The 13,182-nt window shown below is 64.5% G+C and carries 12 protein-coding genes; 4 read left to right on the forward strand and 8 right to left on the reverse strand.

The genetic code is table 11. The features are described from left to right. Positions 1 to 46: 46 nt before the first annotated feature. Both QA642_RS29375 and QA642_RS29380 read right to left on the reverse strand, forming a co-directional pair. Positions 47 to 1,606 (reverse strand): carboxyl transferase domain-containing protein, encoded by a 1,560-nt coding sequence (locus QA642_RS29375; RefSeq protein ID WP_283079956.1) that lies wholly within the window; start codon positions 1,604 to 1,606, stop codon positions 47 to 49. After that, positions 1,536 to 2,510, reverse strand: a complete 975-nt coding sequence (locus tag QA642_RS29380) for a helix-turn-helix domain-containing protein (RefSeq protein ID WP_283079957.1) — start codon at positions 2,508 to 2,510, stop codon at positions 1,536 to 1,538. Before QA642_RS29380 ends, QA642_RS29375 begins: the two co-directional genes overlap by 71 nt. A gap of 94 nt (positions 2,511 to 2,604) precedes the next feature. Between QA642_RS29380 and QA642_RS29385 the strand changes: the two genes are divergently transcribed. The 4 genes from QA642_RS29385 to glsA all read left to right on the forward strand — a co-directional run bounded on the left by QA642_RS29385 (position 2,605) and on the right by glsA (position 8,340). Continuing rightward, on the forward strand, positions 2,605 to 2,826 hold the full coding sequence (locus tag QA642_RS29385) for an acetyl-CoA carboxylase biotin carboxyl carrier protein subunit (protein WP_283079958.1): 222 nt from the start codon (positions 2,605 to 2,607) through the stop codon (positions 2,824 to 2,826). Positions 2,827 to 2,994: 168 nt separating this feature from the next. Further along, a complete protein-coding gene (locus QA642_RS29390) occupies positions 2,995 to 4,161 on the forward strand; it encodes a TAXI family TRAP transporter solute-binding subunit (protein ID WP_283079959.1) in 1,167 nt (388 codons plus the stop codon). A gap of 237 nt (positions 4,162 to 4,398) precedes the next feature. After that, entirely contained in the window at positions 4,399 to 6,471 is a 2,073-nt protein-coding gene (locus QA642_RS29395; protein WP_283079960.1) for a TRAP transporter permease, read from the forward strand. Between the two features lie 21 nt (positions 6,472 to 6,492). Continuing rightward, a complete protein-coding gene (gene glsA / locus QA642_RS29400) occupies positions 6,493 to 8,340 on the forward strand; it encodes a glutaminase A (protein ID WP_283079961.1) in 1,848 nt (615 codons plus the stop codon). A gap of 221 nt (positions 8,341 to 8,561) precedes the next feature. On the opposite strand, the gene QA642_RS29405 is transcribed toward glsA, so the two are convergent. The 6 genes from QA642_RS29405 to QA642_RS29430 form a co-directional block, all read right to left on the reverse strand. Continuing rightward, positions 8,562 to 8,864: a nucleoside triphosphate pyrophosphohydrolase family protein gene (locus QA642_RS29405; RefSeq protein ID WP_283079962.1), complete on the reverse strand. Its 303-nt coding sequence runs from the start codon at positions 8,862 to 8,864 to the stop codon at positions 8,562 to 8,564. Positions 8,865 to 8,889: 25 nt separating this feature from the next. Beyond that, complete coding sequence (locus QA642_RS29410) at positions 8,890 to 9,417, reverse strand: carboxymuconolactone decarboxylase family protein (RefSeq protein WP_283079963.1); 528 nt, start codon at positions 9,415 to 9,417, stop codon at positions 8,890 to 8,892. Between the two features lie 579 nt (positions 9,418 to 9,996). Then, positions 9,997 to 10,350, reverse strand: coding sequence for an OB-fold domain-containing protein (locus QA642_RS29415; RefSeq protein WP_283079964.1), 354 nt, complete (start codon positions 10,348 to 10,350; stop codon positions 9,997 to 9,999). Further along, positions 10,347 to 11,483, reverse strand: a complete 1,137-nt coding sequence (locus QA642_RS29420; protein WP_283079965.1) for a thiolase family protein — start codon at positions 11,481 to 11,483, stop codon at positions 10,347 to 10,349. The genes QA642_RS29415 and QA642_RS29420 overlap by 4 nt, the downstream gene beginning before the upstream one ends. A 140-nt stretch (positions 11,484 to 11,623) precedes the next feature. Continuing rightward, entirely contained in the window at positions 11,624 to 12,823 is a 1,200-nt protein-coding gene (locus tag QA642_RS29425) for a CoA transferase (RefSeq protein WP_283079966.1), read from the reverse strand. Positions 12,824 to 12,948: 125 nt separating this feature from the next. Next, positions 12,949 to 13,155, reverse strand: coding sequence for a hypothetical protein (locus tag QA642_RS29430; protein ID WP_027557405.1), 207 nt, complete (start codon positions 13,153 to 13,155; stop codon positions 12,949 to 12,951). Positions 13,156 to 13,182 lie beyond the last annotated feature (27 nt).

A 13,182-nucleotide genomic window follows, 5' to 3' on the forward strand; every position in this document is an offset into this window, starting at 1 on the left:
TTTTTGAGATTCTGGATTGCTTCGCTGCGCTCGCAATGATTGGCGTCTACGGCCTGATCGTCATGTTCTCCGGTGGTCCAGGTTTCCGCAGCGGCTCGGCCAGCCGCGCGAATTCGCATAGCAGCGACCGCGTCTTGCGGGGATCGATGATCTCCTCGACCCAGAATTTTTCGGCCGAGCGGAACGGCGAGCGCAGCTTGTTCAGCCGATCCTCGATCTCCCGGAGCTTGGCCGCCTTGTCCTCGGCCGCGTCGAGGTCCGCGCGGTAGGCGGCCTCGATGCCACCTTCGAGCGGCAGCGAGCCCCAATAGGCCGACGGCCAGGCGTAACGGATCGAGAAGCGGTCGGCGGGCTGATGCACCACACCGGCGACACCGAAGGCGTTGCGCAGGATCACGGTGCACCAGGGCACGGTGGTCTGGTTGACCGCGGCCATGGCGCGGACGCCGTGACGGATGGTCGCGGCCTTCTCGGCGTCGAGGCCGATCATGAAGCCGGGGCAGTCCATGAGATAGACGATCGGCAGATGGAAGGTTTCCGCGAAGTCGACCCAGCGCACCACCTTCTGGCAGGCATCCGCCGTCCAGGAGCCGCCGTAATGGAAACTGTCGCTGGCGAGCACCATCACCGCCCTGCCCTCTAGCCGGGCGAGACCGACAATGATCGGTTTGCCAAAGTTCCTGGCGACCTCGAAGAACGAGCCCTTGTCGACGACCGACTCGATGATCGGCCGCATCTTGTAGACCTGCTTGCGGTTGCGCGGCACAGCGTTCATCAGCGCTTCGTCGCCGCGCTCGGGATTGTCGGTACAGGGCAAGGTCGGCGGCAGCTCGTAGACCGACGACGGCAGATAAGACAGGAAGCGTCGCGCGCAGGCAAACGCCTCCTCCTCGGTATCGACGGCATGATCGACCGCGCCGGCGCGGGTCTGGATGTCGGCGCCGCCGAGCTCCTCCTTCGAGAGATCCTGTCCCAGCGCCTTCACCACCGGCGGGCCCGCGACGAACATCGCGGACTTCCGCGTCATGATGGAATAGTGGCTGGCGGCAAGGCGCGCGGCGCCTAAGCCCGCAACCGAGCCGAGACCGAGTGCGACCACGGGCACACGCGACAGGTTCTCCGTCGTGAAGCGATACCAGCGCGTGCCGCCGATACCACCAGGCAAATTCGGTGCGCCCTTGGTTTCGATGGTCTTGACCGAGCCGCCACCGCCGGAGCCTTCGATGATGCGGACGATGGGCAGACGGAAGTCGTGCGCCATCTCCTCCGCCATCAGCGGCTTTGCCGAGATCGACGCATCGGCCGAACCGCCGCGTACCGTGAAATCGTCGCCGACGACCACCACGGTGCGGCCGTCGACCCGCGCGCGGCCGAACACGCAGTTCGCAGGCGTCAGTTTCTTGAGATCGCCGCTGGAATCGTACTCGCCGATGCCGGAGACGGCACCGATCTCGTGGAAGCTGCCTTTGTCGATCAGTCTGTCGATACGTTCCCGAACAGTCAGCCGGCCCTGGTCATGCTGTCGCTTGACCTTGTCAACGCCGCCCATCTCCCGCGCGAAGGCTTCGCGCCGGGCGAGCTCGTCGAGTTCCGGCTTCCAGTTCATTCACTCCCTCCGAATGGATCGGCTTGTTATTGTTGTGCACGGCCATGGCGACCGGTTTACGCGAGATACGGTTGTTGAAGGCGTCGCCTTCCGCGCCCTCCATCAGGCTGCCGAGCGAGCGGCCGAGCGCGAGCATCAGCGGCGCGACCTCGGCATGCAGACGCTCTTCGTCGTACATCGCCGACAGAAGCCCGATCGTGATGACGACGAAGGTCTGGTATTGCGGCGACCAGATCGGCACCGCGAGGCCATTGATGTGCGGGCTCCACAGGCCGCAGGCCACGACATAGCCGCGCTCGCGCAGCGACTGACGGTTGGCCTCGATGCGGGGCTTGAGGATCTTCACAGCCTCGGGCGCTTCGCGCTCCATCTCCGCGATGAAGGCATCGCCGACTTCCGGCGCCAGTGCCGCCGTGTAGGCCGCGCCCGCGGCGGTCGACGCCATCGAGATGCGGCTGCCGGTGCCCTCGTGCAGCCCGAGCGCCGCGGCCGAGCGCGCGAACTGGAGATAGACGAGATGGAAGCGATCGGGAACGACGAAGCCGACCGTGCCCGGAAGCTGCTCGGCGACTTCCTGGAGCCGCTGGCGGATCATGCTGCGCAGCTGCGCGCCCTTCATCATCGAGGCGCTCATCGCCACCGCGCTCGGGCCGATGCGATATTTCTGATCGCGCGGCAGATAGACCAGCTGCCCCATGCGGGTCAGCGTGTGCGTGAGCCGCGAGACCGTCGATCGCGGCAGGCCGCAGCGATTTGAAATCTCGAGATTGCCGAGCCTCGCCTCGTGGCCCTCGAAGCATCGCAACACGTCGAACGCGCGCGACACCACCTGGATGACATCGCCCTCGCCGGCGTCGCCAGCGAGCGCACCTTGCCTACTCAACCGCTCCGATCGTCGTCCCATGTTCCCTACCGTTTGTTCCGCTCTGCGGAATTAAATTCCACTTGCAGACGACGCTACCTCAGGCATTTTGCGACGACAACAAAAAGGCGATGGCATGCCAGAAATTAAGATCCTCACGGAGGTGGCGGGGCGAATCTGCGCAACTCCCGTGCAAGTTGGAGGAACCGTTGCGGATGGTGATGACGTTGTAGTCGTCGAAGCGATGAAGATGGAAATTCCGGTGCCTTCGCCCGCGAGCGGCACGATCACATCGCTCCTCGTCAAGCTGGATGACGTCGTTGCCGAAGGACAGGCGATCGCGATTATCGCGAACTGAGTGCATTCTCCGTCGTTTCCGCGACAATCTGTCAGTCGCATTCCAGCATGCTCGGGACGGCGTTGCCATCGCCTGATCGCGATGACATGATCTGTTTCAAAACAAACTCTGTTTCAAACAAAGAACGAAAACTCTTCGCGGCAAACGCGAGGATCATTGGAGGGAAACATGCTTCGTGGGCTGGTCATGCTCGCGCCTGCCTTGGTTGCGGGCATTTCATTTGTGTCTACACGCTATGCATTCGCCGAAGACATCAAGCTGCCGGCGACATTGACCTTCACCGCCTATGACACCGGCACCGCCGGCTTCAACATCGCGGTCGGCGTCGGCAAGATGATGAAGGACAAATACGGCACCGACGTCCGCGTGCTGCCCGCAGGCAACGATGTTGCGCGGCTTGCACCGCTACGCGCCAAGCGCGCAGCATCATCGGCGATGGGATCTGGCACCTATTTCGCGCAGGAAGGCGTGTTCGAGTTCGGCGCAAAGGAATGGGGCCCGCAGCCGCTCCAGATCATGCTCTCGACGGTCGATTGCAATTGCGGTTCGCTTGGCGTCGCAGCCGACACCGGCGTGAAAGAATTGAAAGACCTGAAAGGCAAGCGCGTCGGCTTCGTGGTCGGCTCGCCCGCGCTGAACCAGAATTCCCTCGCGGTGCTCGCCTTCGCCGGCCTGACGCAGAAGGACGTCAAGGCCGTCGAGTTCGCCAGTTACGGCGCGATGTGGAAAGGCCTGATCAACAACGACGTCGACGCCGCCTTCGGCACCACCATCACCGGCCCCGCCAAGGAAGCCGAGACCTCGCCGCGCGGCCTGATCTGGCCGCCGCTGCCCGCCAAGGACCGGGAGGGCTGGGCGCGGATGCAGAAGGTCGGCTCGTTCTTCTTCCCGCAAGTCGCGACCTGCGGCGCCGGCATCTCGCCCGACAAGCCGGTCGAGCTCGGCAACTACCCCTACCCGATCTTCGTCGCCTACGCCTCGCAACCGGCTGACCAGGTCTATGCGATGACGAAAGCGATGATCGCGAATTACGATGCCTACAAGGACTCCGCGCCCGGCGCCGGCGGTCTCGCCGCCGACCGCCAGACCAAGAACTGGGTGGTGCCGGTGCATCCCGGCGCGGTGAAGGCGCTGAAGGAAGCCGGCCAATGGTCGGATGCGCAGGAGGCGCACAACAACAAGCTGTTCAAGCGGCAGGAAGTGCTCGCTGCCGCCTGGACGGAGTACGGCAAGTCCAATCCGCCGTCGGACGACAAGGCTTTCCTCGACGGCTGGATGAAGGCGCGCGCGGCGGCGTTGGCGAAAGCCGACATGCCGAACGGGTTCGAGGATTAGCGCGAGATGGGCTCGTTCGATGCTACGCGCGAAGTGCGCTCCCTCCCCCGCTTGCGGGGGAGGGTTGGGGAGAGGGCGTCTCCACGGCGGGATTCCCCCAGAGCAGAGAGCCCTCACCCGGCGCTGCGCGCCGACCTCTCCCGCAAGCGGGAGAGGTTGAGGAGCCCGCGGCCCAACCGCTTCAACCAACTGCCATTCGCTTAGTCGGTATTTAGCAGCCCACGCGCGGGGTCGATCATGTCTGTTTCCACCAACACCGACCCGCAAGCACAAGCCAAGCGCGTCGTGTTCGACGATCCGCACGGCGCGGCCGGCAACATGCAGGAGGCCGAAGTCACCCGCGTCCGCACATTGCGCGGCGCCTGGCGCTGGACGCTGATCGTCGCGACCGCGGCGACCATCCTGCTCTGCATCAACCAGCAATTCTCGCTGCGCTTCTTCATCGGCTATACCCAGCTCAACACGGAGTATTTCTATCTCCTGATTGCGCTGATGTTGCCGTTCACGTTCCTGATCTTCCCGGGCACCAAACGGGCGCCGCTCGACCGCATTCCCTGGTATGACCTCGTCTTCTTCGTCGTGACCATCGCCGCCGCGCTGCTGTTGATGTCGAACGTGCGCAAGGCGGCTGAGGCCGGCTGGGAATTCGGCGGCGCGCCGAACACCGTGATCGCGGCAGGCCTCGTGATGTGGGTCATGCTGATGGAGGCGCTGCGCCGCACCGGCGGCTGGAGCCTGCTGCTGAGCGTACTGCCCTTCACCGTCTACCCGCTGTTCGCGGAGGCCGGTTGGCTCGGGCCGTTCCGCGGCACACAGTCGACGCTGGAGCAGGCCACCGCCTATCACGTGCTCTCGGGCGAGAGCCTGCTCGGCATTCCGATCCAGGCGTTCGCCGACACCGTGATCGGCTTCCTCGTGTTCGGCACCGCGTTGATGATGACCGGGGCCGGCAAGTTCTTCATCAACCTCGCCTTCGCGCTGTGCGGCACCTTCCGTGGCGGCGCGGCCAAGGTCTGCATCTTTGCCAGCGGCCTGCTCGGCATGATGTCGGGCTCCATCATCTCCAACGTGCTGACCGCCGGCACCATGACCATCCCGGTCATGAAGAAGAGCGGCTTCCGCGCCTCCTATGCCGGCGCGATCGAGGCCTGCGCCTCGACCGGCGCGGTGCTGGCGCCGCCGGTGATGGGTGCGACCGCCTTCGTGATCGCGCAGTTCCTCAATGTCAGCTACGCCGATGTCGCGATCGCCGCGATCATTCCGGCCGCGCTCTATTATGTCGGCCTGTTCATGCAGGTCGATGCCTATGCCGCCCGCCACGGACTGAAGGGTATTCCGCGCGCCGAGCTGCCGCGGATCATGGATACCATCAAGGACGGCTGGTACTACGTCTTCGTGATCGCGCTCCTGATCGTGATGCTGCTCTATTTCAAGCGCGAGAGCCACGCGCCGTTCTACGCGACCGCGCTGCTGCTGGTACTCAACCAGTTCTTCTCCAAGGACACGCGCTGGACGCTCGGCACGATCGGCAAATTCCTCGAGGTCAACGGCCGCACCTTCGTCGAGCTCGTCGGCATCCTCGCCGGCTGTGGCCTCCTGATCGGGGCGTTCTCGATGACCGGCGTGGTGTCGAGCCTTGCCAACGACCTCCTGCACATCGCCGGCGACAATCCGTTCCTGCTGCTCGGCATGTGTGCCCTCACCAGCCTGATCCTCGGCCTCGGGCTGACGACCACGGCCTGCTACATCTTCCTCGCCATCCTGGTCGCGCTGGCGCTGGAGAAGCTCGGGCTCAACAAGATGGCCGTGCACATGTTCATCTTCTACTGGGGCATGCTGTCCTCGATCACTCCTCCGGTCGCGATCGCATCGTTCGCGGCTGCTGGCATTGCCGGTTCGCCGGCGATGAAGACCGGCTGGGAATCGATGTGGGTCGGCAGCATCATCTACTTCATCCCGTTCTTCTTCGTGCTCAATCCCGCGCTGGTGCTGCAAGGGCCAAGCCCTTATCTCGCCGGCCTCGGCCTGATGGGGCTCGCCGCGTTCGGCACGCTGTTCATCTGCGGCGGTATCCAGGGCTACCAGGCCTTTGTCGGCGATCTTCGCGGCACAGGATTGTTGGAATGGCCGATCCGCGTGCTGCTGGTGATCGGCGGCTTCGTGGTCGCGACGCCAGGCGGCGGGATCATGCCGCTGACGCAGATGCAGATCACACTGCTTGGCCTCGCCATCCTGGTACCCACGGTGTTGATCGCCCTGCTGCTGGTCCGGCGACAGGCCATGGTTCCTGACGGGTTGCGCGCGCCCTGATTGCGTTGCACAAGTGGGGCGATGAAACCGCTCTCGCCCGCCGCCACCGCCTGGACGCGTTCGAAACCGCCTTTGCTGCGGTTTCTGGACAATTGCCTCAACGAATTCTCTGCCGAAACATCGGGCAATGTCGCCGACTACATTCCCGAGCTGAGCAAGGCCGACCCTGCCTATTTCGGCATCAGCCTCGCCACGCTGGACGGCCATGTCTACGAGGTCGGCGACAGCCAGGTGCCCTTCACCATCCAGTCAATGTCGAAGCCGTTCGTGTTCGCGCTGGCGCTGGACCTGCTCGGCGCGAGCAAGATCGAGAGCGCGATCGGCGTCGAGCCGTCGGGCGATCCCTTCAACTCGATCCGGCTCAACTCGGAGAACCACCCGTTCAACCCGATGGTCAATGCCGGCGCGATCGCCTGCACCGGACTGATCTACGACAGCAGGGGCACTGACGCCTTCGAGCAGATCCGTGCCGCGCTCGGCCGTTTTGCGGGACGCGACCTCGCCGTGGACGAGGCTGTCTACACCTCCGAGAGCCAGACCGGCGACCGCAACCGCGCCATCGCCTATCTGCTCAAGACCAATGCGGTAATCTCCGACAATGTCGCAGGCGTCCTCGACGTCTATTTCCGGCAATGCGCGGTGCTGGTCACCGCGCGCGACATCGCGGTGATGGCGGCGACGCTCGCCAATCGCGGCGTCAATCCGGTCACGGGCGAGCAGGTGCTGACGCCGTACGCGATCTCGCGCACGCTGTCGGTGATGACGTCGTCGGGCATGTACGACTATGCCGGCGAATGGATCTACCGGATCGGCATCCCCGCCAAGAGCGGCGTCGGCGGCGGCATTCTGGCCGCGCTCCCTGCCCGCCTTGGCCTCGGCAGCTATTCGCCAAGGCTCGACAAGCACGGCAACAGCGTGCGCGGCATCAAGGTCTGCGAGGCGTTATCCTCGCATTACGATTTGCACATGCTCAACCGCAGCGACGATGCGCGCAACGCGGTCATTGCCGACTACGACATCGGCAAGAGCCCGTCTCGCCGCGTCCGCCGCCCGCAGGAACGCGAGATTTTGGCCGCGCACGAGCAGGAGGTGCGGATCATCGAGCTGGTCGGCACGCTGTCGCTGTCGGCGGTCGATTACGTCTCGCGACGGCTTGCGGGACGGCCGCGCCCGCAAATCGTGATCTTCGACCTGCACCGCGTCACCTCCACCACCCGCGCCGGCGCGCGGCTGGTGGCAGAGGCGTTCGAAGAGCTCGCCGCACTGAACGTCACGGTGGTGCTGTCAGGCGTCAGGCGTGCGTCGAAGGAGTGGAATACGTTGCGGGAGTGGACGGCGGAGCTGAAGAACGTCCGCGACTTCTACCTGCTCGACACCGCGATCGAATGGGCCGAAGACCAGATCGTCTACCGCTATGGCGGCTCGATCGATTTCCACGAGACCACCGAGCTGGACGAGCAGCCGCTGCTGGCCGGGCTCAGCGCGGAAGAGCTGACCGACCTCGCCTCGATCTGCACGATCCGGACTTTTCAGTCCGGCGCGAAGATCATCACGACGGGCGATCCGGCCGCCTCCCTGTTCTTCCTGCGCAGCGGCGCGGTGCATGTCACCCTGCCCGACGGCGTCCGGCTGGCGACGCTCACGGCCGGCATGGCCTTCGGCGAAATGGCGCTGCTGGAGCCGACGCGCTCGGCCGACGTGTTCGCAGACATGGCGGCGACCGCGTACGAAGTGCAGCTGAAGGACTTTGAGCGTTTCCGCAGGCAGCACCCGCGCGCCAGCGAGCGCGTCATGCGCAACCTCGCGCAGCTGCTCGCCGACCGCCTGATCGTCGCCAATGCCAAGGTGGATATTCTGACGTCGACATAGTGCGGCTGAAGCTCTTCATCTTTTCGCGTTGAGGAAATGTGGCCGCACACTCACGCTGGGTCGTCATGCCCGGGCCTGTCCCGGGCATCCACGTTCTTCGTGCTGCGTGGCAAGACGTGGATGGCCGGGACAAGCCCGGCCATGACGCTGTGGAGACTGACGGTGCCCCAGCGTACATTTTATATGCGCCAACTCTAACAGCGGCCCAACTCACAGCGGCTCTAGCGGCTCGCCGCTTCGCTCAGCCGCCGCTTGATCTTCGCCGCGCTTGCCTCGAGCAATTTGGATGGCTGCTGGCCGGTCGCAGCGCACAGGCAGGCCCAGTAGTAGATGACATCGCCGAGCTCATCGACGAGGCCGGCTTTGTCGAGCCAGTCATCGCGCAGCAGCTTCTTGATGTGGTCGGCGACCTCGCCGGATTCGCCGGCGAGGCCGAGGCCGAGATAGGACAGCCGCTCGTTGGACGGATGCTCATCGACCTTGGCAATGCTCGCGGCCCAGACCGCATATTCATCGATCGTCATGAGCATCCCTCGCTGCGGATTTGGATCAGCCCACCACTTCGTTGACGGGCTGGAGATCGATCTCGAACGTCTCCAGGAATTTTGACGTCATGATGTAGAAGCCGACCGAGAGCTGAAGCTCGACCAGCGCGGCCGGCGTCAGTTTCGACGCGATCGCCTTGAAGGTGGCGTCCGTCGGCTTCCTCAGCTTGACGATCTCGTCGGTGAAGGCGAGTGCGGCGCGCTGCACCTCATTGAAGCAGGTCGCAGCCTGCCAGTTCTCGAGCGCCTCGTTCTGCTCGTCGGTGACGCCGACATTCTTGCCGATGCGCTTGTGCGCGACGATCTCGTACGGCGCCTCGCACAGGATGCCGGTGCGGGTGATCGCAAGCTCGCGCACGACCGGATCGAGCTCGCCCTTGTGGCGGATCGCGCCGCCGAGGCGGCAGTACTGCTCAAAATAGCTCGGTGAATGCGCCATCATCCGGAAGATGTTGGCGTGGCGGTTCTTGTCGAGGATTTCGCGGGTGCGATCGGATGCGTTGACCGGATCGCTATAGAGGATGCGGGCCATGATTTTCCTGAAGATTTCCCTAAGCCTTTGATGCTTTTTGTCATTAGCGGCGAATATTGCCCAAAACTCTATTCTTGCGCGACCGCAGGAGCAACATCATCGAGTCAAATTGCCGCCGCATTGCTGATCGACCTTGGCACAGTCGATATTCGCCGCGTGGGGACAAATCGCGGCGGATACTCGCAAGGGGTGTTCCGAGTAAAAACAATTGGCCGTCGATTGCGCTAACCACGCATCGATGAGTCACGCCCAAGTCTAGGGAGAAAAAGGCATGAAGGAAGCCACCAAGGGGGCGGCCTCGGGAGCGCTCGCGCATATGCTGGCGGTGACGGCGATGCTCGTCATCGCCAGCATATTGTTCTACGGGCGTTAGTTGCGTTGAGTTTGAGTGTTTTCGTCGTTCCGGGGTGGCGTCTCGCACAGCGCCAGGCCCAGAATCCCGTTCCAGGTTCGGTCCGTTAGGACCGCCCCCGAATGACGAATCAGGCTAAGGCCTCGTTCCGACGAAAGCGGGATGGGGCTTTAGTCTCGCAGCCCGGATTGGCTGCGCTCCATCCGGGCTACGATATCCAAGTCCCACTATTTATGTTTTGCAAAGAACGGCACGAGCTTTCCGGCGAACGGCCTGAAGCTCGCGACGACCGAATCGCCGATGGCGAGATCGTTCTCGCCGTGCGCCATCATGAGAAAGCCCTCGGCGCAATCGACCAGCAGGAGGTTATACGGCACATGCGCGCGCGTCTCGGGCGTCGCGGCGCGGCAGACGAGAGAGGTCGCATAGACCCTGCCCTTGCCGCTGGCGCGTTGCTCGCGCGGATCGGACGCACCGCAAGCCGCGCAGAAGGCGCGGTGGAAATATTGGACGTGCCCGCATGCGGTGCAGGTCTGGTAGGTGATGACCTCTTCGCCTTTGGTCCAGTCGGCCAGACTCATCGCACCCGCTCCAGGAACATGCTGACATGGGACGACAGCACGCCGCCGTCGCCGTGCAAGAGCGCGATCGAGGCATCGCGCACCTGACGATTCGCCGCCCGCCCCGTCATCTGCAAATGCGCTTCGACCAGATGCGCCATGGCGCCGCCGACGCCGCAATGGCCGTAGCTGAGCAGCCCGCCATGGGTGTTGAGCGGCATCGCGCCGTCCCGGCTGAAATGGCCTGATCGCACACGGGCAGCCGCCTCGCCGCGGCCGGCAAGGCCGAGGTCTTCCAGCAGCATCGCGAGCGTGATGGTGAAGCTGTCGTAGATCGCGGCGTAACGCACGTCGGAGATCGCAAGGCCCGTGGCCGCCTTGGCGCGCGCGATCGAGATTTCGGCGCCGAGCTCGCTCAGCGCCGGCGCGGCCGTGACATGCTGATGGGTGTGTGCCTGGGCACACCCGCGGATGCGGACGCCAGCCCCGCCGGTCCGCTCGCGGCTGATGACGAACGCGGCGCCGCCATCGGACACCGGGCAGCAATCCAGCAGCTTGAGCGGCATCGCCACCGGCTTGGAGGCCATGACGTCGGCGACCGTGATGGGATCGTGGAATTGCGCGCCGGGATGGGTGCAGGCGTGGGCGCGCATCAGCACGGCGAACTCGGCGAGGTCTTCTTCGGTCGCGCCGTATTCGTGCATGTAGCGCGTGGCGACGAGACCGTAATAGGCGGGAATGGTCGGCCCCAGCGGCACCTCGTAGTCGGGATGTCCGACCTGCGCCAGCGCCTGGATCGAGGCGTCGCGGCTCTGCCCGGTGAGGCGGTTCTCCCCGGCGACGACGAGCACATTGCGTGCAACGCCTGCATGAACGAGGTGATGGGCGAGCATCGTCATCGCAAGGCCCGTGGCGCCGCCGACCTGCACGGCATGGGCGTAGGATGGGCGAATGCCAAAATGCTCGGCGAACACGGTCGCCAGCATGATGTGCGGTGAGACGGTGGAGTAGCCGCAGAGGATGCCGTCGATCTCGGCGCGCCTGAGGCCGGCGTCGTCGAGCGCGAGTTGCGCGGCCTTGCTCATCAGGTCGAGCGAGGATGAGCCTTCGTGCTTGCCGAAAGGTGTGAGGCCGACGCCGGTGATGAAGCTCATGGTGTATCCCCGCCGTCATTCCGGGGCGCGCGCAGCGCGAGCCCGGAATCCATACTCCCGATCGTGGTTATGGATTCCGGGCTCGCGACTTCGTCGCGCCCCGGAATGACGGATGAGAGAGTCATCGCCATCTCTTCCCCCTACTCCGGCGCCATGCGCGTGACACCATCGCGGACCATCGCGGCAATTTCGTCCGCGGAGTAGCCGATCTCGCGCAAAATATCGGCGCCGTGCTCGTTGAGCCGCGGCGCCAGCCGCACAGGCTCGGCCTCGGTCTCCGACCAGCTCGCTGTCACCTTCATGCTGCGGATCGGGCCTTCGGTCGGATGCTCGACCACCGGGAAGAAGCCGGTCGCCTCGAGATGCGGATCATGCAGGATCGATGCGAGATCGTGCATCGGCATCACGGGCACGTCGGCCTTGGTCAAAAGATCGATCCACTCGGCGGTCGTGCGCGTCTCGAAAATCCGTGCGAGCTCGGCATAGACGACGTCGATATTGGCGGCGCGCCCGGCGAAGGTTGCGAATTTGGGATCGGCGCGGAGGTCGTCGCGCCCCGTCGCGTTGAAGAAATTCTCCCACTGCTTGTCGTTGTAGACGATGACGCTGAGATAGCCGTCGGAGGTCTTGTACGGCCTGCGGTCGCGCGAGAGGTGGCGGGCGTAGCCGCCTTTGTCGAGCGGCGGCTCATAGGTGAGCCCGCCCATGTGGTCGCCCATGACGAAGCCGGCCATGGTCTCGAACATGGGGATGTCGACGCGCTGGCCGCGGCCGGTGCGGTCGCGGTGCACGAGGCTGGCGCAGATCGCACCGACGGCGGTGAGGCCGACGATGCGGTCAACCAGCGCATTCGGCACGTAGCGCGGCACGCCGTCACCGGTCTGCGCCATCAGCGCCGGCAGCGCGGTCGCGCCCTGGATCAGATCGTCATAGGCGGGCTTTGCCGCATAGGGCCCGTCCTGGCCGAAGCCGAACACGCCGGCATAGACGAGGCGCGGGTTGATCTTGGAGACGACGTCGTAACCGAGCTGAAGCCGCGCCATTGCCTGCGGGCGGACATTGTAGACGAGAACGTCGGCATCCTTCAGCAGCCGCAGCACCGCCTCGCGTCCCGCGGGTTTCTTCAGGTCGAGGCAGATCGAGCGCTTGCTGCGGTTGGTGTTGAGGAACACCGGGCCCATGCCGGCATGGCGGGTCGGGCCGATCAGGCGGGTGACGTCGCCGTCGAGCGATTCCACCTTGATGACGTCGGCACCGTAGTCGCCGAGCATCTGGGTCGCATAGGGCCCCATCAGCACGGTGGTCATGTCGACGACCTTGATGCCCTTCAGCGGCCCCATTCGTTCGCTCCCGATTGCGCGGGCTCTCTGAAAGCGGCCCCGCGATTTCGGTCCAGCTAAAGGCAGCGACGCCGCGCGCGCAAGGGCGGCCGGCGTATGGCCGCATGCATAGGCCGACGCCGATGCTACTTCTTCTGGCGGGATTCGCGGATCTTGATGAGGCGGTCGAGCTCTTCGTTCTGCTGGTTGATGCGGTCGGCGATCCGCGACTCGTTCTGCTCGCCGGAGGCGGCCGCGGCCTGCTCGATCAGCTGGCGGATATTGTCCTCGATGATCGCGATGCGGTCGTTGAGTGCTTCGAGAGAAATTGAATCTTCGTAGCCATTGCTCATGATGCTTTTTCCGCAAATCAATCAGGA

It is taken from the genome of Bradyrhizobium sp. CB2312 (assembly GCF_029714425.1).
GTDB lineage: Bacteria > Pseudomonadota > Alphaproteobacteria > Rhizobiales > Xanthobacteraceae > Bradyrhizobium.